At 67.5% G+C, this 23995-nt stretch carries 17 protein-coding genes; 9 read left to right on the top strand and 8 right to left on the bottom strand.

Going from position 1 to position 23995, the window contains the following annotated elements; translation table 11 throughout:
- Positions 1-11: 11 nt before the first annotated feature.
- The 3 genes from H8F24_RS04250 to H8F24_RS04240 all read right to left on the bottom strand — a co-directional run bounded on the left by H8F24_RS04250 (position 12) and on the right by H8F24_RS04240 (position 4208).
- A complete protein-coding gene (locus H8F24_RS04250) occupies positions 12-2948 on the bottom strand; it encodes a valine--tRNA ligase (RefSeq protein ID WP_231598092.1) in 2937 nt (978 codons plus the stop codon).
- A 76-nt stretch (positions 2949-3024) separates the two neighbouring features.
- Positions 3025-3699 carry a 2OG-Fe(II) oxygenase gene (locus tag H8F24_RS04245; RefSeq protein ID WP_197158183.1) on the bottom strand — a complete coding sequence of 225 codons (675 nt, stop codon included), beginning with the start codon at positions 3697-3699 and terminating at the stop codon, positions 3025-3027.
- Complete coding sequence (locus H8F24_RS04240) at positions 3690-4208, bottom strand: protein phosphatase (protein ID WP_197171087.1); 519 nt, start codon at positions 4206-4208, stop codon at positions 3690-3692. Before H8F24_RS04240 ends, H8F24_RS04245 begins: the two co-directional genes overlap by 10 nt.
- Before the next feature lie 69 nt (positions 4209-4277).
- On the opposite strand from H8F24_RS04240, the gene H8F24_RS04235 reads away from it, so the two are divergent.
- The 6 genes from H8F24_RS04235 (at position 4278) to H8F24_RS04210 (ending at position 11256) form a co-directional block, all read left to right on the top strand.
- Positions 4278-4532: a hypothetical protein gene (locus H8F24_RS04235; protein ID WP_197158187.1), complete on the top strand. Its 255-nt coding sequence runs from the start codon at positions 4278-4280 to the stop codon at positions 4530-4532.
- 5 nt (positions 4533-4537) lie between these two features.
- Positions 4538-5371, top strand: coding sequence for a methyltransferase domain-containing protein (locus H8F24_RS04230; RefSeq protein ID WP_197171085.1), 834 nt, complete (start codon positions 4538-4540; stop codon positions 5369-5371).
- A gap of 3 nt (positions 5372-5374) precedes the next feature.
- Positions 5375-6769 (top strand): extracellular solute-binding protein, encoded by a 1395-nt coding sequence (locus H8F24_RS04225; RefSeq protein ID WP_197158191.1) that lies wholly within the window; start codon positions 5375-5377, stop codon positions 6767-6769.
- Positions 6769-8025, top strand: coding sequence for a mechanosensitive ion channel family protein (locus tag H8F24_RS04220; protein ID WP_231598091.1), 1257 nt, complete (start codon positions 6769-6771; stop codon positions 8023-8025). Before H8F24_RS04225 ends, H8F24_RS04220 begins: the two co-directional genes overlap by 1 nt.
- A 24-nt stretch (positions 8026-8049) precedes the next feature.
- Positions 8050-10806, top strand: a complete 2757-nt coding sequence (locus tag H8F24_RS04215) for an HAD-IC family P-type ATPase (RefSeq protein ID WP_197171081.1) — start codon at positions 8050-8052, stop codon at positions 10804-10806.
- A gap of 81 nt (positions 10807-10887) precedes the next feature.
- The gene (locus tag H8F24_RS04210) at positions 10888-11256 is read left to right on the top strand and encodes an AbrB family transcriptional regulator (protein ID WP_197158197.1); all 369 of its coding nucleotides are present in this window, start codon (positions 10888-10890) and stop codon (positions 11254-11256) included.
- 89 nt (positions 11257-11345) lie between these two features.
- Here the strand turns inward: H8F24_RS04210 and H8F24_RS04205 are convergent, their stop codons facing one another.
- Positions 11346-12206, bottom strand: coding sequence for a CsgG/HfaB family protein (locus tag H8F24_RS04205; RefSeq protein ID WP_197158199.1), 861 nt, complete (start codon positions 12204-12206; stop codon positions 11346-11348).
- Positions 12207-12564: 358 nt separating this feature from the next.
- Here H8F24_RS04205 and H8F24_RS04200 point away from each other — a divergent pair, with 358 nt between their 5' ends.
- Positions 12565-13041 carry a redox protein gene (locus tag H8F24_RS04200; protein WP_197159013.1) on the top strand — a complete coding sequence of 159 codons (477 nt, stop codon included), beginning with the start codon at positions 12565-12567 and terminating at the stop codon, positions 13039-13041.
- 38 nt (positions 13042-13079) lie between these two features.
- Here the strand turns inward: H8F24_RS04200 and H8F24_RS04195 are convergent, their stop codons facing one another.
- Together H8F24_RS04195 and H8F24_RS04190 are read right to left on the bottom strand one after the other, a co-directional pair.
- The gene (locus H8F24_RS04195) at positions 13080-15275 is read right to left on the bottom strand and encodes a bifunctional diguanylate cyclase/phosphodiesterase (protein ID WP_197171079.1); all 2196 of its coding nucleotides are present in this window, start codon (positions 15273-15275) and stop codon (positions 13080-13082) included.
- Positions 15276-15438: 163 nt separating this feature from the next.
- Positions 15439-17604 (bottom strand): bifunctional diguanylate cyclase/phosphodiesterase, encoded by a 2166-nt coding sequence (locus H8F24_RS04190; protein ID WP_197171077.1) that lies wholly within the window; start codon positions 17602-17604, stop codon positions 15439-15441.
- 212 nt (positions 17605-17816) lie between these two features.
- Between H8F24_RS04190 and H8F24_RS04185 the strand changes: the two genes are divergently transcribed.
- Positions 17817-18911 carry an HD-GYP domain-containing protein gene (locus H8F24_RS04185; RefSeq protein ID WP_197171076.1) on the top strand — a complete coding sequence of 365 codons (1095 nt, stop codon included), beginning with the start codon at positions 17817-17819 and terminating at the stop codon, positions 18909-18911.
- Between the two features lie 96 nt (positions 18912-19007).
- Positions 19008-19232: a hypothetical protein gene (locus H8F24_RS04180; protein WP_197158206.1), complete on the top strand. Its 225-nt coding sequence runs from the start codon at positions 19008-19010 to the stop codon at positions 19230-19232.
- Positions 19233-19269: 37 nt separating this feature from the next.
- Here the strand turns inward: H8F24_RS04180 and H8F24_RS04175 are convergent, their stop codons facing one another.
- Entirely contained in the window at positions 19270-21483 is a 2214-nt protein-coding gene (locus H8F24_RS04175; protein WP_231598090.1) for a transglutaminase family protein, read from the bottom strand.
- A 70-nt stretch (positions 21484-21553) separates the two neighbouring features.
- Entirely contained in the window at positions 21554-23992 is a 2439-nt protein-coding gene (locus tag H8F24_RS04170) for a glycogen/starch/alpha-glucan phosphorylase (RefSeq protein ID WP_197171072.1), read from the bottom strand.
- Positions 23993-23995: the final 3 nt, after the last annotated feature.

Raw genomic sequence — 23995 nt, 5'->3', positions numbered from 1 at the left:
GGCGGCCGGGCTCAGCCCAGCCCTTCCAGTCGCCCCCGGGCCAGCGTCGCCTGAGCTTCGGCTTCGGCCAGGTTGGCGCGGCACTCCGCCACCACCTCCGGGGGAGCCTTGCCGGCGAAGTTGGGATTGGCGAGGCGGCTGGCCAGGCCCTTGATCTCCTTCTCGGCCTTGGCGATGTCCTTCTCGAGGCGGCCGCGCAGGGCATCGAGATCCACCAGGCCCTCGATCGGCAGCAGCACCTGCAGTTCGCCGCTCACGGCGGCGAGGCAGCGTTCGCTCGCCGCAGCCTGGGTTGAGGCAGCTGGATCGCGCACCTCCACGGAGGCGGCGCGGGTGAGGGCGGTGATGTCGCCGCTGGCTGCGTTCAGCACCGCCGCCAGCTCCGGCCGTCCGGTGACGAACACCACCGGCGCCGGTTGGGAGGGCTTGAGGCCGGCCACGGCCCGCAGGTTGCGCACCACCCGGATCGCCTCGATCAGTTCGGCGAACTGGGCTTCCAGGGGGGCGTCAAGGGCGGCCTCGTCCACGGCGGGCCAGGGCTGCAGGGCCAGGAAGGTGCCCTCGGGTGCGCCGGTGAGCCCGTGCCAGAGCTCCTCGCTGAGGTGGGGCATCAGCGGATGCAGCAGCACCAGCAGCTCCGCCAGCACCTTGGCGAGCACCTGGCGGGCGACGCGCTGATCGGCCAGGGCTGCCGCGCTGAGCGGCTCGCCCGGGGTGCAGGCCTCGCTGGCAGGGCGGGGATTGAGCCGCCGCTTGAGCAGCTCGATCGTCCAGTCGCACACCTCATTCCAGGCGAACTCGTAGAGCCCCTTGGCGGCTTCCCCGAGGCCGTAGCTGCTGTAGCGCTCGGCCGTTTCGCGGTTCACCCGCGCCAGGCGCGAGAGGATCCAGCGGTCCGCCAGGGTCAGCGCAGCCGGATCGGGATTGCCGAGGCTGGCGGGGGTCTCCCCCCCGAGATTCATCAGGGCGAAGCGGGTGGCGTTCCAGAGCTTGTTGGCGAAGTTGCGGGCCGCCTCCACCGTGGCGGAGCTGCCGTCCTTGCGGTCGTAGTCGAGGCGGATGTCCTGGCCGGCGCCGGCCACTTCGCGCACCAGGGCGAAGCGCAGAGCGTCGGCGCCGTAACGCTCGATCAGGGGCAGGGGGTCGATGCCGTTGCCCGCTGACTTGCTCATCTTGCGGTTGTTCTCGTCCCGCACCAGGCCGTGAATCATCACGTCACGGAAGGGGATCCAGGTGTCGCGGCCGCCGACCGGTACCTCGCCCTCCTGCAGAAAGGCGCCGGAGAGCATCGTCATCCGCGCCACCCAGAAAAAGATGATGTCGAAGCCGGTCACCAGCACGCTGGTGGGATACCAGGTGGCCAGATCGGCGGCGTTCTCGTCGGGCCAGCCCAGGGTGGAGAAGGGCCAGAGGCCGCTGGAGAACCAGGTGTCGAGCACGTCGGGGTCCTGCTCCAGCTGCAGCTCCCGCCCGGCCGCCCGGCTGGCTTCACCGAACTGGGTCTCCGCTTTGGCCTGGGCTTCGGCCGCATCGCGCGCCACCACGTAGGGGGTGGCGTCGGTGATCACGCCGCCGGTCTCGCTCACCACGAACCAGGCGGGGATGCGGTGGCCCCACCAGAGCTGGCGGCTGATGCACCAGTCGCGGATGTCGGTGAGCCAGTCGCGGTAGACCTTCTCCCAGCGCTGGGGCACGAAGCGGGGCTCACCGCGATCAAGGGCCTCGCGGCAGCGGGCCGCCAGCGGCTCGGCTCGTGCGAACCACTGGGTGGAGAGCAGCGGCTCCACCGGCACCTTGCCCCGATCCGAGAACGGCACGCTGTGGCGGTGGGGTTCCACCTTGACCAGGAAGCCTTCGGCCTCCATGGCGGCCACCACCGCCTGGCGTGCCTCGAAGCGATCCAGCCCTGCGAAGCGGCCGGCCGCGGCGTTCATGGTGCCGTCCTTCGCCATCACCGTGATCAGCGGCAGGCCATGGCGGCAGCCGATGGCGAAGTCGTTGGGGTCGTGGGCGGGGGTCACCTTGACGCAGCCGGTGCCGAAGGCGGGATCGACGTGCTCATCGGCCACGATCGGAATCTCTCGGCCCACCAGCGGCAGGGTGATCGTCTGGCCCACCAGGGCGGCGTAGCGGGGGTCGGTGGGGTGCACCGCCACGCCGGTGTCGCCCAGCAGGGTTTCGGGGCGGGTGGTGGCGACCACCAGGTGATCGACGCTGTCGGCACCGTTCTCGCTGCCATGGGCGGCTGAACCCTTGGCGCCAGCCGTGAGCGGATAGCGGAAGTGCCAGAGGTGCCCGTCGAGCTCCTTCATCTCCACCTCCAGATCGCTCACCGCCGATCCCGAGGCCGGGCACCAGTTCACCAGGTACTCACCCCGGTAGATCAGCCCCTGCTCGTGCAGGCGCACGAAGGCCTCCACCACGGCTTTGTTGAGACCGGGATCGAGGGTGAAGCGCTCCCGCTTCCAGTCCACCGCATAGCCCAGCCGCCGCAGCTGCCCCACGATCGTGCCGCCGCTCTCGGCCTTCCAGCTCCAGGCGCGCTCGAGGAAGGCGTCGCGGCCCAGGTCATCCTTGCTGCCGCCCTCGGCCTTGATCTGCTTCTCCAGGATCGACTGCACCGCGATCGAAGCGTGGTCGGTGCCGGGCAGACACAACACGTTCTTGCCGCGCAGGCGCTGGAAACGCACGATCGTGTCGATCAGGGCCGTCTCGAAGCCGTGGCCCATGTGCAGGCTGCCGGTCACGTTCGGCGGCGGAATGACTACCGAGAAGGGCTCACCCGGTGCGTTCGGATCGGGGTGGAAGGCACCGGCCGCTTCCCAGGCCGCCTGCCAGCGGGCTTCGGTGCCGGCCGGGTCGTAGGTCTTGGGCAGGGCCGCGTCAGCAGCCGCAGGGCCGGCGACGGTCACGGCCTGGGAGGCGGAATCAGGGGTGGCCTCGGCCATGGAAACGGTGCACCGGCGGTGGTCCCATGGTCTCAAAGCGACCCTGTCCCTGCGCTTGCTTCGGCGGCGCCCCAGCTCAGCCTGTCGCGAGCCTCGCCAGGTAATCCTCGAGCCGACCCGCATTGATCCAGCCGGTGGCGATCGTTTTGGTATGGGTGTGACTCACCCGCCCCCGGTGAATGTGGGAGAGCCCGGCCGGAAAGATCACGAGCTTGCCCCGCTCGGCCTCCTCGTGGTGCTCCTGCCAGTGGAACTCGGTGCCCCCCTCCGGCAGGCTGTTGCCATAGAGGATCCAGGCGAGCACGCGGCGATTCGGCTCGGTGGCCTCCTCGCTCAAGGTCCAGTCGCAGTGCCAGCTCCTGAAGCCTTCCCCGGGGGCGTAGCGCTGCAGGTTGAAGATCGGGTTGACGAACAGGGCCTGCTCCGGGCAGCACTGGCGCAGCAAGGGACGCTCTTTCAGGTACTGGTTCAGACCGGCGGTCACGCCGCGCACGATCACCTCCGCGAGGGCAAAGGCCTCCGGATCGCTGCGGTCGATGGCCACCAGGCTGATGTCGGTGGAGATCTTGTCGGGCTCCTGGTCGCCGCCGGCCGCTGCCGCGCCCTGCCCTTCTGCGCTCCGACCCTCTGCGCCACCTGAGGAGAAGGCCACACCGCGGCGGTGCAGGTCGGGGCGGCGATCGAAGAAGGCGATCACCCCATCGGCGAGGGCTTCGTATCCGGCATTCCGGTAAGAGGCGATCAGGCGCATGGGCCTTCTCCAGCCGTGCCGTCCGTGCCGGCCGCGCTGCCGGCGGCGTGTCCGTTCCCATTCTGGGCCCAGGGCACCGCCAGCACGGCCTCCAGGGCCTGCCAGCGCTCCGGCTCCACCACCCGCTCTCTCAGGCCCAGCTGCTCCAGGGCCGCTGCCGCCAGCTGCTGATCCACCGGCCCCTCGCCCGTCAGGGGCAGCACCAGCACCTGCTGCTCGGCCGGGTCCGCCATCACCTGCAGACCGAGATCCTCCAGCTCCCGCTCGAAGAACAGGCGCCGCATCCGGCGGGTGAGCACCGGCCCCAGGGCGGCAGCGAAGGCCTCCAGGTCATCGCGCTCGCGGCCGGAGCCGCAGTTGAGCGCCAGCCAGATCAGCAGCTTCGCCCAGCTGTCGCGGGTCCAGAGGGGCGCAAAGCTCTGGCGGTGCTGACGCACCAGTTCGGCGATGGCGAAGTCGAACAGGGTGGCCTGCAGCGCCGCAGCTGAGGCCTGGGAATCGGAAGCCATCGGCCCATCCTCCCGCCAAGGTCGCCGCCAGCGGGCAAACTGCAGAGGCAACGTCCCTGGAGACGCCTGATGCCCCTGGATCTCAACGACCCGGAGCTCGAGTTCGCCGATCTGGTGACCGCCTACCAGAGCTGGGTGATGGCCGTCATCAACGACGAGAAGCTCGGTGGTGAGCCCCTGCTCACCGAGGACATCGCCGACGATGCCCTGAATGCGATGCGCTTCCTGCCCGATGTGGTGACCAGCGCCATCGAAACCACCCTCGCCCGCGTCTACGACGTCGATCCCGACGAACTGGCCTCGCTGCTCTACCCCGAGGACTGACCCGCGTGGCCTCAGGCGCCTACGTGCTCGGAACCGAGCCACCCGAGCGGGAGCGGCTGCGCCTGCAGCATGAGGTCTGGTTGCCCCTGGCCCAGGCGGCCTGGGAGAGGGCCCAGCTGGCACCGGGTCAACGGGTGCTCGATCTGGGGGCAGGACCGGGCTTCTGCAGTGTGGAGCTTGCCCGGGCGGTGGGGGCGAAAGGGCGGGTGCTGGCGCTGGAGCACAGCGACACCTACGTGGACCACGCCCGTGCGGCGGCGGCTGCCGCCAACCTCGCGCAGCTGGAGGTGCGCCGCCACGATCTCGCCGGCGATGGCCCGTTCGACTGGGGGCGGGAGGCCGGCAGCTTCGATCTGGCCTGGAGCCGCTGGCTGGCCATGTTCCTCCCCCGGCTGGAACCCTTTCTGGCCCTGGTCGGGGAGGGGCTGAGGCCGGGCGGCCGCTTCGTGGCCCATGAATACATGCACTGGGACACGTTCGCCCTTCATCCCTATGGCGAGGCCGTGGACCGCTTCGGCAGGGCCGTGCGGGCCAGCTTCCGCGAGGCCGGTGGCGATGAGGATGTCAACCGGCGCCTGCCGGCCCTGTTGGTGAGCCGTGGCTTCCGCATCGACGATCTGCGGCCCCTGCCGGTGCTGGGACGTGGCGGCGATGGCTGGTCTCAATGGATGGAGCGGTTCGTGAGCCTCTACGGCGAGGAGCTGATCCGCCAGGGCCGCTGGAGTGAGGCCGATGCCGAGGAGGCGGTGGCGGAAATGGCGGCGGCACGCTCCGATCCCGGTAGCTACTGGGTCGGGCCCACGGTGCTCGAACTGCGGGCCACGCGGGTGGGCACCTGACGGATGGCTGAGCGGCCTTGGCAGAAGCGACGCTTGCAGCTGTGGCTCCGGCACCATTCCCCTGTGGCCCTGCCCCTGGCGTTGTTGCTGCTGGTGATCGGGGGCTGGTCGCTGAAGAGCGCGGTGCAGTGGCTCGGCAGGGATGCCGATTCCGCCAGCCCTGCGCTGCGCTCGAAGCTGCAGGGCATGGCCCTGGAGAGCCTGGAGTCGGTGTCCGGTCCGCCGCTGAGGGGCACCCTCTACATGGGAATCGTGATCGACCCGGACCGCATCCTCAACCCTGAGGCCTATGGGGATCTGAACAAACGGGTACAAAGTCTCACCAATGCATTCCGCACCGTTCATCCCGGCGTGACGGTGCAGGTACAGTTGTTCCGCAGTGACAGCGTCATCCCGAAACTGAAAGCCAGGGTGCGCAGCGGTCTCGGTCCTGACCTGCTGGTGGCCAGTGGACTGATCGCCGGTGATCTGCATGCGATGGGCCTCTCCGACTCTGTGCAGCTGACGACGCAGGAACAGCAGCAGTTCCATCCGGCATCCCTTGCTCGCCTGCGACTGCCGAATGGGCGGCTGAGCGGCGTGCCTCTCTTGTATTTCCCAGAGGTGATCTGCTTCAACCGCAGCAAGGTGAAGACCAGTCCAGCCACTCTCGAGGAGCTGCTGCAGGCCAGTGCAGAGGGCCTGCGGGTGGGGCTGGCCACCAATCCGATCAACATCTATTGGACGGCCGGTGCCCTCGGTGCCAATCAGGCTCTCGTGACGGTGATGCGGGGCAAACCACTCCAGCCGGAGCTGCGCCAGCGGCTGCTGGGCTGGCTGCGCTGGTTGCAGTCCGCCAGCCTGCAGCAGCGGGTCACCTTCTATGCCGATCAGGGGCAGGTGCTGGACGACTTCCTCCACGACCGGCTCGACTGGATCAGCTGCAGCAGCACCAACTTCTCGACCCTCCAGCGCCAGCTGGGTCCGCGGCTGGGGGTCGCGACCATGCCATCCGGCCTCGGCGGTGAGCCCACCCCGATTTCGCGGGAGCGGGTGATGGTGCTCGGCAAGGGCTCCAGCCCGGATCAGCGCCGGATTGCCAAGGCGATGGCGAGCTTTGCGATCAATCCCCTGATTCAGCGCAGCATGACGATCGGCACCTTTTCCCTGCTGCCGGTGAACCGGTTCGTGCCGCCACCGGTGAGCAGCTCCTCGACCCTGGAGGCGCTGGTGGAATCCCAGCGCCAATCGAATGCCACAGAGCCGCTGCTGGATCTGCTCCATGCAGGCGATCCCCGTCTGGAGGCGCTGGCCCAGACCCTGGTGCAGCTGGTGTTCGGTGCCCTCAGCCCTGAGGCGGCCACCGAGGCCCTGATCCGCGATCTCCGGCCTCTGCCTTCCCTCCAGGCCAGCCGATGATGCAGTTGCTGCAGGATTTCTTCGGCTGGTTCGGTTATCTCGAGCGGCCCTCCGTGCTGGGCCAGATGTTGCTGGCGCTCCTGCCCCTGGTGGGGCTGCATCTGTTGCGAAGGCGGTTGCGCCGCCGCTCTCCTCTGGTTCCTCTGCTTCTGCCCCTCACCCTGGCTCTGATCGGTCTGGGAACTGGCCTGCTGGCCTGGGCTGGTCAGCCCTACGGGTTGGCCCTGCTTCTGCTGCAGCTGCGTGCAGCCTGGTTCGGCCTGGATCTGCTGCAGCTCCTGCTGACGAAGGTGCTCCCCTCCGGACTCCTGCATCAGCTGCAGAGTCGTCTGATTCGTCCGGCTTTTCTGCTGCTGGCGGGGATAGCCCTGATCGACCAACTCGACACCCTCGACGACCTGGCGCTGATCTCAGTCGGCACCTGGTTCGGAGTGCCGCTGGATCTGAGCAGGCTGTTTCTGGCGCTGGTGATCCTCTATCTGGTGGTGGTGGGCTCAGGCCCTCTGGCTGCGGCCCTGGCCCTGTTGGTCAAGAAGGTGCTCGAGATCGATGAGGGCAGTCGCCGTGCCGTGCAGTTGCTGTTCCGCTACCTCGTGGTGGCGATCGGCGTGGTCTGGGTCTGCAGCCATCTCGGGCTCAACGCCACGGCGATCCTGGCGATCGCCGGCGGGCTCTCGGTGGGGCTGGGCTTCGGCATCAAGGAGGTGTTCTCCAATTTCGTCAGCGGCCTCTGGCTGCTGTTCGAGGGGTCGGTGCGGCCCGGTGCAGTGCTGTTCATCGATGGGGATCCCTGCGAGGTGCGTAGCCTCGGTCTGCGGGCGGCGGTGCTCTGGCGCGACCGCGACAACGCCGAGCTGGTCATCCCCAACCAGACCTTCTTCACCAGTACCACCACGACCTACACCGGCAGCGATCGGATGCGGCGCTCCCAGGTCAGTGTGGGAGCGGCCTATCGCCATGATCCCGAGCAGGTGGTGGCGCTGCTGGAGGCCACGGCCCGTGCCCAGGCGCGTGTGTTGCCCTCGCCGCCGCCCAAGGCGCTGGTGCTGGCTTATGGCGAATCGTCGATCGATTATGCCCTGCGTTTCTGGATCGCCAATCCGATGGACAACGTGTCGATCTGCAGCGAGGTGAATATGGCGGTCTGGAAGGCTTTTGACGCGGCGGGCATCGAGATTCCCTTCCCCCAGAGGGTCGTCAAGACCATCGAGGCGCCCAGTCCCGTGTCCGTTCCTCCCGCAGCGCCTGATCGATAGGGTTCGGGCACCTGCCTGATCCCGATGAGCACGCTGCCGTCCGCTCTTTCGGGACGCCAGGCCCACCCGGCCGATGCCCTGGCCGATTCCCATGCCCGCGCCGGCCCGGAGCTGCTGGCCAGCCTCGACAGTGATCCCACCGCTGGCCTCACGGCCCATGAGGCGGAGGCGCGGCTGCGGCGCCAGGGACCCAACACGCTCACCAGCCGCGGCGGTCAGCCGGCCTGGTTGCGCTTCCTGGGCCAGTTCCACGATCCGCTGCTCTACACCCTGCTGGCGGTGGGGGCGATCAAGGCGCTGATCGGTGATCCGCGCGAAGCCCTGGTGATCTGGAGCGTCACCCTGATCAATGCCGTGATCGGCTACGTGCAGGAGAGCCGGGCCGAAACCGCCATCGCCGCCCTGGCGCGCGCGGTGCGTACAGAGGTGACCGTGATCCGCGGCGGCCAGCCCCGGCGTCTGCCCTCCGAGCAGCTGGTGACCGGTGACCTGGTGCAGCTCGAGGCCGGCGACAAGGTGCCGGCCGACCTGCGCCTGCTGCAGTCCCGTGCGTTGCGGGTCGATGAATCCGCCCTCACCGGCGAATCCCGGCCCGTGGTCAAGGGCACGGCCGCCGCGCCCCTGGACACCCCCCTGGCGGAGCGCAGCGGCATGACCTATGCCGGCAGTTTCATCACCGCTGGCCAGGGCGAGGGCCTGGTGGTGGCCACGGCCGATGCCACCGAGGTGGGACGCATCTCCACCTCGCTGCAGGAGCAGGTGAACCTGAGCACGCCGCTGACGCGGCAGTTCGCCCGCTTCAGCACCACGATCCTGCGGTTCATCCTGGTGCTGGCCCTGCTCACCTTCCTGGTGGGACTGCTGCGGGGCCGTGCTCCGGCCGAGATGTTCGACGGCGCGGTGGCCCTGGCGGTGGGGGCGATTCCGGAGGAACTGCCGGCGATCGTGACCATCACCCTGGCGATCGGGGTGAACCGGATGGCCCGCCGCAACGCGATCATCCGCAAGCTGCCGGCGGTGGAAGCCCTGGGCAGCACCACGGTGATCTGCTCCGACAAGACCGGCACCCTCACCCAGAACCGGATGACGGTGCGGGAGGTGTACGCCGGAGGGGTGGTGCTGCGGCTGGAGGAGCTCTGGCCCGAAGCCCCCGAGCCTGATGCGGCCGATCCCCTCGCCGCCAACGTGGCCCTGCGCGAAACCCTGCTGGCGGGTCTTCTCTGTAACGACGCCCGCCCCAGCCACGATCAGACTCTGCTGGGGGATCCCACCGAGACCGCTCTGCTGGTGGCGGCCCAGGTCGCCGGATTGGATCGGGACCGCTCCCTCGATCGCCATCCGCGCCGCGATGCCATTCCCTTTGCGGCGGAGCAGCAGTTCATGGCCACCCTGCACGGCAATCAGCGGATCCTGGTGAAGGGATCGGTGGAAACCGTGCTGGCCCGCTGCAGCCACCAGCTGGGGGCCGATGGCCGCGAGCAACCGCTCGTGGCGCCCACGATCGAGGCGGTGGTCTCGGCCATGGCCGGCCGCGGTCAGCGGGTGCTGGCCTTTGCGGTGGGGCGGGCCGAACCGCGCCAGACGCGGCTCGAACCCCACGACGTGGCTGCCGATCTGGTGTTCCTGGGGATGCAGGGCATGCTCGATCCGCCCCGTCCGGAGGCGATCCAGGCGGTGGCGGCCTGTCAGGCCGCCGGCATCACCGTGAAGATGATCACGGGGGATCACCTCGAAACCGCCCGTTCGATCGCCCGTCAGATCGGCCTGGGCCGGCCCGCAGCCGAGGGGCAGGGGTCTGAGGTGCGGGCCCTGGAGGGGCGAGAGCTGGAGGCGATGAGCCCCGAGCAACTGGCGGCCTGTGTGGGCGACACCGATGTCTTCGCCCGCGTGGCTCCGATCCAGAAGCTGGCCCTGGTGCGGGCCCTGCAGGCCGGTGGTGCCGTGGTGGCGATGACGGGCGATGGCGTCAACGATGCCCCTGCCCTCAAACAGGCCGATATCGGTATCGCCATGGGCCGCGGCGGCACCGAGGTGGCCCGCGAAGCCGCCGACATGCTGCTCACCGACGACAACTTCGCCTCGATTGAAGCGGCGGTGGAGGAGGGGCGCGCGATCGCGCTCAATCTGCGCAAGACCCTGGCCTTCGTGCTGCCCGTGAATGGAGGCGCCTCGATGACGATCCTGTTTGCGGCCCTGTTCGGCCTGGAGCTACCGGTCACGGCGCTGCAGGTGCTCTGGCTGAACATGATCAACGCCCTGCTGATGTCGGTGCCGCTGGCCTTCGAGCCCAAGGCGCCCCTGCTGATGCAGCAGCCCCCCCGGCCACCGGGCCAGCCGATGCTCACCGCCGCCCTGATCCAGCGGGTGCTGCTGATCTCCCTGTTCAACTGGGCGCTGATCTTCTCGCTCTTCTCCTGGGGACAGGCGCAGGGCGGCTCTCTGGCGCTGTCGCGCACCATGGCGATCCAGGGATTGGTGCTGTCGCAGGTGGTGTATCTGCTGAGCATCTCCCAGATCGGCAAGCAACCGATGCGCTGGATCCGTCATGGCTGGCAACAGTTCACCCTGTCACCGGTGTTGATGCTGGGCCTGGGTCTGGCTTTGCTGTTCCAGGTGGTGTTCAGTCAGCTCGGCTGGATGAACGCCTTCTTCGGAACGGCACCGTTGGGCATGACGGAGTGGTGGATCTGTGCATTGCCGATGCTGCCGATGATTCCGCTGGCCGTTCTGGCGGAGTGGCTCGATCCCACCACGGGTCGGCATGAACGCCCCGCCAGGTAGTCGGTCGCATCGTGTAGGGCCTCCGTGGCGGCCTGAATGACGATGACCCGCTATGTTTGGTGAGTTCATCACATCGACCCAATGCTCACGGGATCCGATCTACTCGCCAAGGTCAAGGAACTGGGCGATGTCTCCAAATCCGAACTGGTCCGCAGCTGCGGCTACGTCAGCACCAAGAAAGACGGCAGCGAGCGGCTGAACTTCACCGCTTTCTACGAAGCTCTGCTGGAAGCCAAGGGCGTCAGCCTCGGCGACGGCGGCAGCAAAGGCGTGGGCAAAGGCGGCCGCAAGCTGAGCTACATCACCAAGGTGCAGTTCAACGGCAACCTCCTGGTGGGCAAGGCCTACACCGCCATGCTCGATCTCCAGCCTGGCGACGAATTTGAGATCAAGCTTGGCCGCAAGCAGATCCGCCTGGTGCCGGTCGGCAGCACGGACGACGAGGATTGAGCCGCCAATCGGCTTGACTCCGAAGGGCGGCGGGTTGCAGTGGCGCCTGTCCTGCTTCCCGCCTGCCCGATGCCTTGCTTGTCCGGCAATCACTCCAGCTGCAGCGTGCCCCGGGTGCGCTGGCGTCGCTCGAAGTCCTGAGACTCATAGCGGGCCATGCAGTCTCCCTGAGGCACCAGCAGGCAACTCACGTAATCCGAGGCTTCCACAAGTGCCGCACGGATCGCTTTCGCCGCCGGTGTGCGTTGTGTTTCGCTGCTGTTGTTGCCGAAATTCAATGTGCCTGCGGCGCCGGTGAGTGCCTGGCCTGTCCGCCCCATGTTCGGTGCCAGATAGAGAGCCAGTCCGGCCGCCGGCAGGAGACTCCCCCCTGATTCGCGCGCCTCGCTCACATTGCTCGCCCGTCCTTCAACGGTGCGACGGCCCACCACCTCGCCGCTGGTGCTGTCGACCACTCGCACATCGATCGCCACGTAGTCCTTGGTTTCGAGCTGCTGTTTGCGAGTGCCGAAGCCCAGCAGGCCGAAGTTGCTGCCCGAGCTCTTGCTATCCACCGTTGAGTCGTAGGAGGTCACGGTGCCAAGCACGATGTAGCGCGCCCCGGTCATTCGCCCTTTCTGTGCCGCATTCGTGCCCTGGCGCACAATGCCAAGCTCAGTCAGTTCCTGCTCTGACAGCACCTCCTGCAGTTGCTGCCGCTCCACCACCTGCAGGGTGCCGGTGGCCTGCAATTCGTTGGCCAGTGCCGCGGCCAGATCCGTCGCCACAGGGCCCTGCCACCACCAGGCTGGCTGTGTCACGGTGTTCTTGAAGTTCGGCACCGAAACGGTGGGTTTGCCGCCACGGATCGCCTGCTGAGCATTCGCGGCGGGCGAGCCCAGCAGCAGAGTCAGCAGGGGCAGGGCGAGGGACAGCCGGATCCAGGGCGCCGCCATGGGTTGTGTGGTCATCTGCGGGTTCAACTCTGCGGAATGTTGTCGTTCTGGCCCTCAGGGACTCTGCGCTGCATGGCTGGTGTCCCCCGACGACCACTCCGCATTCTGCGAGTCCTTCTCCCCCGCTTGCCTTGGTTGGAGCGTCAGTTGCCAGGCTGGTGTCAATGCCCGAACTGGACGAGGCTGGGCGGCATTCCGTAGTGACGCCCACGTTCCAGGGGGCCAACGGTTCGGTTCACTGGAGTCACTCAGCCCTTGATCCGTCCGATACGGATCTCCTGCCATGACCGCCACCCCCCTCTCCGCGGCAGCCCATCCCTCCCCTCTGCCCCTGCAGCAGGAGCGTGAACGATCAGCGCCGAGGCCGGCGCCGATGTTCGAAATGATTCCCTACGAGCGCTTCCGCGATACGCCGGCGGTGCGCTTTTACGACATCACCGTGCCCACCTCCAATGCCCGCGATCTGGTGGTTCACAGCGGCCCGGCGATCAGCCCACCGGATGATCCTGAGACCGGCGCCTGGCAGTTCTATCTGCATCCCCACCAGGAGGACAACCTGCTCGCCCTGCACGGCGGCCGCACCTTCTATCTGGTCAACCTGGGCTGGAACTATCCGTTCCACATCGTGCGCTTGCAGACCGGAGGCGACATTCTCCGCATTCCCCCCGGTACCTTCCACCGTTCCGTCTCGGACCCCAATGGCTCAGTGGTGATCAACCAGGCCGTTCGCGACGAGGGGGCCAGCGTGGTCCGGGAGTTCCGTGTCTACAACAGCCATGACATCCCCCGGCTGTTCGCCACCACCTCCCGCACCGCTCCCCTGCCGAAGCTTCACGGCGTCCGCTGGTAAGGGGCCTTGGTGCGTGCAGGCCTGCTCGGCACCGTCGTTCAACCGGCGGTGCCCTTCAACTTGCTGGCGAACTGCTCCGGGGGCAGGGGCCGATCGAACAGGTACCCCTGGAACAGATCGCAACCCAGCTCCTGAAGCAGGTTCCACTGCTGCTCGGTTTCCACGCCTTCGGCCAGGGTGCGCAGGCCCAGTTCGCGCGCCATGCTGATGGTGGCGCGCAAGATCACGCGATCGGTGATCGTCTGCTCAAGGCGGTCCACGAAGCAGCGATCGATCTTGAGTTTGCTCAGATGCAGCGAATGCAGCGTGGCCAGAGAGGAGTAGCCGGTACCGAAATCATCGATGGCCAGCTTGAAGCCCATTGCTGTCAAAGCGTTCAGCTGTTCCGCCGCTTCCTTGGGATAGGCCATCAGGGCCGTTTCGGTGATTTCCAGTTCCACCTGCCTGGCTGCCAGGCCATGCCGCTGCATGGCTGAGCGCACGGTGTCCGGCAGGGAGGGAAGGCGGGGTTCGAGTTGCACGGCTGAGACGTTCACGGCGATCGGCGGCACGATCAGTCCCTGGTTCTGCCAGCTGAGGATCTGGGCGAAGGCTGCTTCGATCACCCAGGCCCCGATCGCATGGATCTGGCCGGTCTGCTCCGCGAGTGGAATGAATGTGTCGGGAGGAATGGTCACCCCCTGGTGATTGGTCCAGCGCACCAGGGCTTCGGCGCCCACGATCACCCCCTCCCCATCCACCTGGGGTTGGTAGAGCAGGCGCAGCTGCCCCCGTTCCACGGCATGCTCCAGCTGGGTTTCCATCTCCAGCCTGGCCCGCAGTCGCTGGCTCACAGTTGTGGAATAGGCCTGCATCTGGTTGCGGCCACGGCGCTTGGCTTCCATCAGGGCTGAATTGGCGCACTGAAGCAACGTGTGGGCATCACTCCCATGCTCCGGGCAGCTGCTCACGCCGACGCAGGCGGTGGGCTGCACCGGCAGGGTCTGGCCCACGAGCCTGCCTGACGCAAGCTTGCTCTGCAGTGCGTGCCCCAGTTCGACCGCCGCCCCCAGCGAGGTGATGCCGCGATGGCGGATCACCAGGAATTCGTCGCTGCCCAGCCTGGCCACCCAATCGTCCGGCTGCAGCAAATCGCGTAGCGTCAGAGCGGTGGAGCAGAGCACCCGGTTGCCGACCTCGGGCCCGAAGGTCTCGTTGACCGAATCGAACTGATCGAGATCCAGATTGATCAGGGCGATGGATTCGTTGTAAGTCTTGCTTTGCAGAAGCCCTTCCAGATGGCGCAGCGTCGCGGCTTTGTTGGGCAGATCGGTGAGTGAATCACGGTAGGCGGCATCCTCGAGCTGGCGCTCGAGTTCGTGCATGGTGGTCACGTCCTGTACGGTGCCGATCGTGGTCAGCGGCCATCCCCGGTTGTCGTAGGTGGTTTTGCCCCGCTCGAGCACGTGTTTCTCGCGTCCATCCGGGAAGAGCAGGCGATGCTGGATGCGATAGGCATTGCCGCTCAGGAGGGCCTTCTGATAGGCGGCGTCCACGGCCCTGCGATCGTCAGGATGGACCAGCGTCAGGAAGTTTTTGTAGGTGTTGGGCGGGGCGTTGGGATCGACTTCGAAGATCCGGAAGGTCTCATCTGACCAGCTCAGATGACCGCTGGCATGAATCAGCTCCCAGCTGCCGATGTGGCTGATCTCTTCGGCTTCGTTCAGCTGCCGGTTCATCTGGGCGAGCTTCCAGCTGATCTCCCCCTGCTCGGTCTGATCCAGAAAGGCCTGCAGGATGATCGGTTGCTGATCCACCTGCACCCGCAGAAACCGTACGGTCACGTTGCGGATCAGCCCTGTTTTGCTGCGGTGAAGGGAGGCAAAGCTGCCATGCCCTTCCTGCAGCATCCGGGCCGCCAGTTTGGCGAGCCAGACGCAGCCCTCGTTGTGGTTGGCCTGGATCTCGGCGGGGTCGAGGGCGAGAAATTCCTCCCGGCTGTACTGAAGCCGTTCGTGGGCGGAACGGTTGCAGTCGAGGAAGCGGAGCGCTATGGGATCGAACAGCACGTAGTCGTCGCCACTGACCTCCGGGGCGTAGCGGAACACATCAGCGAGGCTGAGGGCGCGGGGGATGAATGGATCCGCCGGCTCGTCGGTAGGGTTCTCGGTCGCTGGGCCGCTGGCCCTGAGGACCAGAGGGACCTTGGTTCGCAGGGGATCGTGCGGATTCGACGACGCTTGAGGCCCGACCATGGTCACCCCGAGCCAGCCTCCCCGGTGCCGAATCCATCCACTGTAGTCAGGCCAAGGCTTTCAGCTACGGCCAGTTTGACGAGGGACACAGCTTGGTACGTCCTGGAGCATTTCTTCGCAAGGTTGCCCGCGATTCAGGTCGAGCCGGCGGTCTGCGCCGGGCTCAAGCGGTCTGCGCGGAGGGGGTGAGGGGCTCGAGCAGCCGTTGTGCAAAGGCCTCTGCCGTCAGGGGGCGATCGAAGAAATACCCCTGGAAGCTGGAGCAGCCCAGCTGCTTGAGCAGCTGCCACTGCTGAGCCGTCTCCACGCCTTCGGCCAGGGTCTCCAGCCCCAGCTCCCGCGCCATCGACAGCGTGGCGCGCACGATCACCTGATCGGTGAGGTCGGTCTCGAGGGCGTTGATGAAACAGCGATCGATCTTGAGCTTGTTGAGCGCAAGGGCGTGCAGGGTCTCCAGGGAGGAGAAGTCGGTGCCGAAGTCGTCGATGGCCAGGCGAAATCCCTGATGGGCCAGTTGCTGCAGCTGCTGGCGCGCTTGCTGGGGATTGCTGATCAGGGCGGTTTCCGTGATCTCCAGCTCGATCCGCTGCGGGGGAATGGCATGCCGTGCCAGGGCCGCTGCCAGGGCCGCCTCCAGGGGTGGGTCCTGCGGCTCCAGTTGCACGCCGGACACATTCACGGCCAGCAGCGGCAGCCTCAGGCCCTGCAGGTCCCACTGCCGCAGCTGCCGGCAGGCTTCCTCCACCACCCAGGCGCCGATTGCGTGGATCTGGCCCGAGCGCTCCGCCAGGGGGATGAACTGATCCGGGGGTACGCAGGTCGCGGGCGTCTTGAACCAGCGCACCAGGGCTTCGGCGCCGATCAGCCGCCCCTCCCCATCCACCTGGGGCTGATACACCAGCCGCAGCTGCTGGCGCTCCACGGCATGGCTGAGCTGCATCTCCAGATCCAGTTGTTCGCGGATGCGGGTGCTGAGGCTGGTCGAATAGGGGTGCAGCTGGTTCCTGCCCCTGCGCTTGGCCTCCATCAGGGCGGTGTTGGCGGCCTGCAGCAGCAGATGGGGGTCGATGCCGTGTTCGGGGCAGGTGCTCACGCCGAAGCAGGCGCTGGGTTGCACCGGCAGCAGCGGGGCCAGCTGGGCCGTCTGGATCAACGACTGCTGCAGTTCCTTGGCCAGGGCCACCGCATCTCCCAGGGAGTTGGTTCCGTTGCCGCGGATCACCAGGAATTCATCGCTGCCCAGTCGAGCGATCCAGTCGTCGGGCTCCAGCCGGTTGCGCAGCCACATCGCCATGGCGGAGAGCAGGTGGTTGCCGGCCTCCGGTCCAAAGCTGTCGTTGATCGACTGGAAGCTGTCGAGATCGAGGTTGATCAGGCCGATGCACTGGTTGTAGGGCCGCCCCTTCAGCAGCTGCTCGAGATGGCGCAGGCTGGCGGCCTTGTTCGGCAGTCCGGTGAGCGGATCGGTATAGGCGGCCTGCTCGAGCTGGTCCTGCAGGGCGTTGATCTCAGTGATGTCCTGCAGCGTGCCGACCGTGTGCAGCGGCTCGCCGTTCACGGCGTAGTCGGTCTCGCCCTGCTGCCGCAGGGTCCTGCGGGGGCCATGGGGCAGCTGCAGGTGGTAATCCACCTGGAACGGATCGCCGATCTGGATGGCTCGTTCATAGGCGTGCAGCAGCCTGGTCTGATCGTCGGGGTCGAGCCGGGCCAGCAGGCTGGCGAAGCGCAAGGTTTCATCGCCGCTGTCCTCCAGTCCCCAGATCCGGCGGGCCTCCCTGGAGCAGACCAGCGCATCGGTGGCGTGCACATGCTCCCAGCTGCCGATGTGGGATTGCCGTTCGGCTTCGTTCAGCAGATCGTTCAGGTGCTGCAGCTGCACGACCGGCGGAGACCCCAGCGGCGGCTGGGGCTGATGCAGCACAAGCAGCAGCACGTCCAGAGAGCCGCTGTCGCTCTCCAGGCCCTGCAGCCGATAGGTCAGCTCCACAGGCAGACCTGGATCCGCTGCCGTCCACAGGGCCACGGCGCGGCCCATGGGTTGCTGCCGCAGCTGGCTCAGCGGCGGCAGCTGAGCCAGCAGAGCTGACAGCACCGCAGGATCCGCCGGGGCGGCGGGATTCGAGCTGGCGACGCCTGGTCCACCCGAGCCGCTGTCAAGCAACCGGCGGGCGGCTGGATTGGCCTCGATCAACGCACCGCTGGTCGCCTCGATCAGCAGGATGGCGTCGTGAACCAGCTCCAGGCTGGCCGCAGCCAGGTCATTGAGGCTGGGCAGGATGCGTCCTTCCTCCGAATCACCGCCCTTGGTTTTCGGCGTTGGTGAGGGCATCAACACATCTTGCTGGGCCTGGCTGCTATCTGAGCTGCTGCCTGGCCTGGAAGAGTTGAATCTAATCGTTGGAGTGGAACGCTTTATTGAGCGTGCCGGCCCGCCCCGGCTGGGGTGAACACAGTGAAGCTGGGTTCCCTGTCCCCTGCTCCAGTTCCGGCAACGAATCTGCCGGACAGGTTGTTCTTCTTCCGGTTCGGTCCGCCAGCTGCATGGCCACCCTGTTTCCCCAGCCTTACACCAGCCTGGACATCCGCCAGCCCCTGGACAGGCGTCTGGCTGAGTTGCACGGGCAGATTCGCAGGCAGGTGCCGGCTGTGGAGCGGCTGGCCTTCGCGCTCTATGAGCCCCGCAATGATCTGCTCAGCACCTATGCGAGCCACAGCTGCATCGCTCCCAACCTCACCTTCTACGACCATCAGCTCGCCACCATCCCCAGCCTGTCTCAGCTGGCCGCGTCACGCCAGTGTCGGGTGATCGACGACATGCTGGCGGAGCTGCCACCGATCTCGCTCCACACCCGCTGGCTGCTCCAGCAGGGCTGGCGCAGCTCCTACACCGTGCCGCTCCATTGCGGCGGTGAGCTGCTCGGTTTTCTCTTTCTCAATGCGATTGAGCCGGGTCTGTTCACGGCCGATCTGTTGCAACGGCTCCAACCCTGGGTGGAACTCAGCGCCAGCATGATCATGCAGGAGATGGGCTTGGTCCATGCGCTGCGGCAGGCGGTGCAGCTGGCCCTGCACCTGGCGGATCTTCCCGAGGGCGGCAGTGCCGATCATGTGGAGCGTGTGGCGCTCTACAGCCGTCTGATCGCCATGGAACTGGGGCACCGTCGACCACTTCCCCCAGACTTTGCCGCCGATCTCTATGGCTTCGCCTCCCTTGCCGATGTGGGCCGGCAGCTCACCTCCGTCGCCCTGGCCAGCAAGCCCGGCCGCCTCAGCGTGGAGGAGCGCCGTGCCATGGACGCTGAGGTGCTGCGTGGCGTGGAGCTGGTCGACGCCCTGATCGCGGGGCTGCGCCTGGTGGCCAGCCCCAAGGCGCAGATGCTGCATCGCATGCTGGCGGGCCGCCACGAGCTGCTGGATGGCAGCGGCTACCCCTTCGGCCTGGAGAGCGGGGCCATTGCCCTGGAGGCCCGCATCGTGGCGGTGGCGGACATCTACGACGCCCTCCCCGCGGAGGAGGCCGAGGCGACCTTGCTTCAAATGGCAACTGACGGCAAGCTCGACCGCGCCTGTGTCGATGCCCTGCTTGGGGCCAGGCAACAGCGCCATGCCATCGCGGCCGCCTATCGGGATCCCTAATCGGCGAACTGCCACTACGGTTGGGCCTCCTTCAACCGCCTGCGGACTTCCGCCAGCGGTCTTCTGGCGTCTGCCGCAGCGCCTTGCCTCCCCGCCATGTCCCTGCAGCTCTCTCAGCAGACCTGTGCCAACTGCCGTTTCGCGCGGCGCTCGGCGGCGTTCGATGCCGATGGCCTGCTCTCCTGCCGCTATCTGCCACCCCAGCCGAGCAGGGACCACAACTGGCGGATCGTGCCCGAGAACTTCTGGTGCGGATGCTGGGACTGGGGGCCGCCCGATCCCTTGGTGGGACCGGTGCCGCCCGTTCCGCCCGAGTCATGACCCGCTTGCCGTTGTGCCGAGGCGGACGACTCCAGGTTCAGGCCAGCCGTAGGTCCACCGTGCAGAGGCCTTCAGCGGGCAGGGTCCAGGGAGGGGCATCGCCTTCGCCGACCCAGCCACTTCGGATGATCGGTTGGAATGTGGTGCCGTCGTCGTCGAGGCAGAAGCGGGCCACCGTGTTCAGGTTGCCCTCAGGGTTGGGGCTGTGCTGCTCGATGCTCAGCTCCAGCGGCATATGGGGCTCGATGGCCGGATGCATGCAGGGGTAGAGCCTGTGGTGGCGGTAGCGCACCGCCAGCGGTGGTTCCTCACCCCCCGCTGCCAGCGGCGCCAGAGGCAGCAGGCGGCCATTGAGACGGAGGTGGTGGTGGTCGCGGAAGCTGCCGCTCGCTCGGATCTCCAGGCGGCGCAGCGAGGCATCCACGAAGCGGCTGGTGAAGCCCCCCTCCACCGGGGTGTCGCAGATCAGGGGCCAGGGTTCCAGGGCGGGGCGGATCTCCAGCCAGGCGGCGCCGTCCTGCCAGTCGAGCAGGGGCGGGAAGCGCCAGTCCCATAGCTGCTGGAAGGGGGTGGGATCGAGCCCAAGGCCATCCTCCGCCAGGGCCGCCAGCACAGTGTCGAGATCGGCCCACAGCTGGCTGGGCAGCAGCATGCGGTCGTGCAGTTCAGTGCCCCAGGGGCGCAGCTGCTCCGGCCGGTGGCGAGGATCGAGCAGGTGGGCCGCCAGGGAGCTCCAGAGCAGGGCGATGGCGCTGCTCCACTCCACCCGCGGCAGGGATTCCAGGGCCCGGAATTCGATCAGCCCCAGGCAGCCCGCCGGCGCCCCCGGATTCCAGAACTTGTCGAAGCTGATCTCGCTGCGGTGGTTGTTGCCGCTGCGATCGGCATGGAGGTGGCGCAGGGTTTCGCCGATCAGGCTGCGGCGATCGGCGCCGGCGTCGGGCGGACCATCAGGGTTGCCCGCATCCGCCTGCTCGATGCAGCTGTAGGCCAGCTCCAGGTCAAACAGGGAGCCGATCGCTTCATCCGGCCGTGGTGCCTGGGAGGCCGGCCCCACGCAGGCGCCGCTGAACAGGTAGCCCAGGCTGGGGTGGTGCTGCCAAAAACGCAGGATGCCGCTCAACCAGGCCGGTCGACCGAAGAAGGGATTCTGCTCCAGGCTGGCGCCTCCCCAGAGCAGGTGGTTGCCGCCGCCGGTGCTCTCCTGGCGCCCGCCGCCGGCGCTCTTCCAGCTGCGCAGGCCCACCGTGGTGCAGGCCATTTCCAGCCGCCGCAACCAGCCGTCGTACTCAGCCCAGCTGTGGCACACGGGCAGGTTCACCTCCAGCACGCCCGGATCGGCGGTGAGGCCGAGCACCTGCCAGCGCCCTGGTCCATCGCTCGGCAGCACGCCGCTCAGGGCCGGGGCCGCCAGGGGGGCGCCCGGCACGGCATCCGCCAGGCCATCGGCCACCGCCTGCAGCAGCAGCTCCAGGGGCTCGCTCAGCAGGGGGGGAAGAAACAGATCCCAGCTGCCGGCAGCCACCGCCCCATCAGACTCGATCACCTCCAGGGTGAGCACCTGACGGGGGGCGTGGTCGGGGAAGTGCTCAAGCGGCAGGCGCAGGCCGGCTGGTCCGGGCGCACCGCTGAGCTGGCGGTGCGCCTTCGCCAGGGGCCAGGGCACCGCCAGCCAGGCGGGGTGTTCGGGATCGCGGCCCTCCGGTGGGGTTGCATCGTCGATGGTGAGTGGCACGGCCCACACCCGCCGGTGAGGATCCATCGGGTCGCTGAGTTCGACCGGATGCAGCTCCACCCCCAGCCGCGCCCCCAGGTCCGCCAGCCAGGCGGTCGCCTCGGCGGCAGTGAGAGGCTTGCCCAGATCACCGGGCTGACTGGGTTCGGGCCAGCGCACCGGCGGTGGACTGCCCTCAAGGCCGGTGATCAGCCGTAGCGCCCAGCGGGGATTCACCTCTCCCTCGTAGCGCTTGCCGGGGCAATACAGCAGGGTGCTGCCCGGCCACACCTGCTGCTGCAGCTCCCGCGCCAGGCGCTGGGCGATCGGCAGCTTGGTGGGGCCATCGGCGCAGACGCTCCATTCGGCACCCTCCGGCTCGAATGGCACGTAGGTGGGCTCGCCGCCGAGGGTGAGGTGGATGCCGGCGGCCCTCAGCCGGGCCTCGGCCGCGGCGGCTGCCGACGCTCGTTCCGGCTGGTTATCAGCGGCGGGGGGGTGAACCGAGGAGTGGTGGTGGACCGGAGGCTGGGACAACGGTGGCGCTGAAGAAGGACGGAACCCAGGGGTGGTAGGGCGGACAGCGACCGACCGTTGCCGGACGGCCTCAGGAATGGCGCCCGTCGCCGGAACCCCCCACCACATTGCAGGCTCGCACCGGTGCCGGCTCCACCTGCCAGATCCGCTCGGCGTATTCGCGGATGGAGCGGTCGCTGCTGAAGAATCCGCAGCGGGCCGTGTTCAGAACCGACATGGTGCCCCAGCGGCTCGGATCACTCCAGGCCGCGTCGACGGCATTGTGGGCACGGCGGTAATCGCCGATGTCCGCCATCACCCGGAAGGGGTCGCTGCTGCAGAGATTAGCCAGCAGGGGATGGAACAGGTCGCGGTCCCCCTCGCTGAAATGGCCCGAACCGATCAGGTCGATCGCTTCGCGGGTCACGGGGTCGTTCTCGAGCCACGGCATCGGGTGGTAGCCGTTCCGGTTGATCACGGCCAGTTCCTCGGCCGTGTGGCCGAACAGGAAGAAGTTGTCTTCGCCCACCCGCTCGCGGATCTCGATGTTGGCGCCATCGAGGGTGCCGATGGTGAGAGCGCCATTGAGAGCCATCTTCATGTTGCCGGTGCCCGAGGCCTCCTTGCCGGCGGTGGAGATCTGTTCGGAGAGATCCACCGCCGGGTAGATGCGCTGCGCCAGCTTGACGTTGAAGTTGGGTAGGAACACCACCCGCAGGCGCCCATCCATGGCCGGATCGATGTTGACGATCTCGGCGATGCCCACGATCAGGCGGATGATCAGCTTGGCCATGGCGTAGCCCGGCGCCGCCTTGCCCCCGAAGATGAAGGTGCGGGGCGGCAGCTGCTCGCCATTGCGGATGCGCAGATAGCGCTCCACGATCTGCAGGGCGGCCAGGTGCTGGCGCTTGTATTCGTGGATGCGCTTCACCTGCACGTCGAACAGGGAGGTGGTGTCCACCAGCACCCCGGCCTCCTGTCGGATCGCCTGGGCCAGGCGCTGCTTCGCCTGCTCACGCACCCCCTGCCAGCGCTCCAGGAAGGCGGCGTCGCTGGCCAGGGGCTCGAGCCGCTCCAGCTGATCGAGATCCCGTCGCCAGCCCGAGCCGATCGCCTCATCGAGCAGGGCCGCCAGAGGCCGGTTCGACACCGCCAGCCAGCGCCGTGGTGTGACGCCATTGGTGATGTTGCAGAACCTCTCCGGCCAGAGGGCGGCGAAGTCGTGGAAGAGCTGCTCCTTCACCAGCTTGCTGTGCAGCTCCGCCACCCCATTGACGTGCTGGCTGCCCACCACGGCCAGGTGGGCCATGCGCACCCGGCGATGCTCGCCCTCCTCGATCAGGGAGAGCCGCTCCAGCAGATGGGGCTGGCCGGGATGGCGCAGCCGCACCATGCGCAGGAAGCGGGAGTTGATCTCATAGATGATCTCCAGCTGCCTTGGAAGCAACTGCTCGAACAGCTCCACTCCCCAGGTTTCCAGGGCCTCCGGCAACAGCGTGTGGTTCGTGTAACTGATCGAGGCGGTGGTGATCGTCCAGGCGGTGTCCCAGTCGACGCCGTGCTCATCGATCAACAGGCGCATCAGCTCCGCCACCGCGATCGCCGGATGGGTGTCGTTGAGCTGAACGGCGAACTTCTTGTGGAAATCGGTCACCGCCAGGCCCTGCCCCTGCAGGATGCGGAACATGTCCTGCAGGGAGCAGCTCACGAAGAAGATCTGCTGGCTGAGCCGCAGGCGCTTGCCCTGCTCCATCTCGTCGTTGGGATAGAGCACCTTCGAGAGGGTCTCCGACTGGGTCTTGCGCAGCACCGCCTTGGGGTAATCGCCCGCGTTGAAGGAGGCGAAGTCGAAGTCGTCGGGCGCCTGGGCCGACCACAGCCGCAGGGTGTTGGCGGTGTGCACGCCGTAGCCCAGGATCGGCGTGTCGTAGGCCACGCCCAGCACGATCTGACCGCCGATCTCCACCGGGTAGCTCCACTCCGGCCGGATCACCTCCCAGGGGTTGCCGCGGCTCAGCCAGGGGTCGGTGCTCTCCACCTGGCCCGTGGGGCCGATTCCCTGGCGGAAGATGCCGAACTCGTAGCGGATGCCGTAGCCGATCGCCGGCAGCTCCAGGCTGGCCATCGACTCCTGGAAGCAGGCCGCCAGCCTTCCGAGGCCGCCGTTGCCCAGGCCCGGTTCCGGCTCCTCGGCGATCAGGTCCTCAAGATCCAGGCCCAGTTCCTCACAGGCGGCCTCGGCGTCATCCCGAATCCCCAGGTTGACCAGGTTGTTCTCCAGGTGGGGGCCCAGCAGATACTCGGCCGAGAGGTAGATGGCCGTGCGCACCCCCTGCTCGGTGTAGGACTCGGCCGTGTCCACCCAGCTCTGCAGCAGCCGGTCGCGCACCGCCAGGGCCAGGCTGCGGTAGTGGTCGTGGCTGGTGGCCAGCGACGGGGCCTTCGCCTGGCTGTAGAAGAGATGCCGGCGCATCGCCTCGGCAAGGCCATGGCTGGACGCCGTGCCCGGGGACTGGGGGGAAAGAACCATGGA

Origin of the sequence: Synechococcus sp. CBW1002 (assembly GCF_015840915.1) — a bacterium.
Lineage (GTDB): Bacteria > Cyanobacteriota > Cyanobacteriia > PCC-6307 > Cyanobiaceae > CBW1002.
The sequence above is the reverse complement of the archived record's forward strand: the minus strand, read 5'-3'. Positions and strand labels throughout refer to the sequence as shown.

What these genes read in the sequence shown, in the direction of transcription:
- H8F24_RS04250 (WP_231598092.1), bottom strand. Translation starts at nt 2,948, where the DNA reads ATGGCCGAGGCCACCCCTGATTCCGCCTCCCAGGCCGTGACCGTCGCC.
- H8F24_RS04245 (WP_197158183.1), bottom strand. Translation starts at nt 3,699, where the DNA reads ATGCGCCTGATCGCCTCTTACCGGAATGCCGGATACGAAGCCCTCGCC.
- H8F24_RS04240 (WP_197171087.1), bottom strand. Translation starts at nt 4,208, where the DNA reads ATGGCTTCCGATTCCCAGGCCTCAGCTGCGGCGCTGCAGGCCACCCTG.
- H8F24_RS04235 (WP_197158187.1), top strand. Translation starts at nt 4,278, where the DNA reads ATGCCCCTGGATCTCAACGACCCGGAGCTCGAGTTCGCCGATCTGGTG.
- H8F24_RS04225 (WP_197158191.1), top strand. Translation starts at nt 5,375, where the DNA reads ATGGCTGAGCGGCCTTGGCAGAAGCGACGCTTGCAGCTGTGGCTCCGG.
- H8F24_RS04220 (WP_231598091.1), top strand. Translation starts at nt 6,769, where the DNA reads ATGCAGTTGCTGCAGGATTTCTTCGGCTGGTTCGGTTATCTCGAGCGG.
- H8F24_RS04215 (WP_197171081.1), top strand. Translation starts at nt 8,050, where the DNA reads ATGAGCACGCTGCCGTCCGCTCTTTCGGGACGCCAGGCCCACCCGGCC.
- H8F24_RS04210 (WP_197158197.1), top strand. Translation starts at nt 10,888, where the DNA reads ATGCTCACGGGATCCGATCTACTCGCCAAGGTCAAGGAACTGGGCGAT.
- H8F24_RS04205 (WP_197158199.1), bottom strand. Translation starts at nt 12,206, where the DNA reads ATGACCACACAACCCATGGCGGCGCCCTGGATCCGGCTGTCCCTCGCC.
- H8F24_RS04200 (WP_197159013.1), top strand. Translation starts at nt 12,565, where the DNA reads ATGTTCGAAATGATTCCCTACGAGCGCTTCCGCGATACGCCGGCGGTG.
- H8F24_RS04195 (WP_197171079.1), bottom strand. Translation starts at nt 15,275, where the DNA reads ATGGTCGGGCCTCAAGCGTCGTCGAATCCGCACGATCCCCTGCGAACC.
- H8F24_RS04190 (WP_197171077.1), bottom strand. Translation starts at nt 17,604, where the DNA reads ATGCCCTCACCAACGCCGAAAACCAAGGGCGGTGATTCGGAGGAAGGA.
- H8F24_RS04185 (WP_197171076.1), top strand. Translation starts at nt 17,817, where the DNA reads ATGGCCACCCTGTTTCCCCAGCCTTACACCAGCCTGGACATCCGCCAG.
- H8F24_RS04180 (WP_197158206.1), top strand. Translation starts at nt 19,008, where the DNA reads ATGTCCCTGCAGCTCTCTCAGCAGACCTGTGCCAACTGCCGTTTCGCG.
- H8F24_RS04170 (WP_197171072.1), bottom strand. Translation starts at nt 23,992, where the DNA reads ATGGTTCTTTCCCCCCAGTCCCCGGGCACGGCGTCCAGCCATGGCCTT.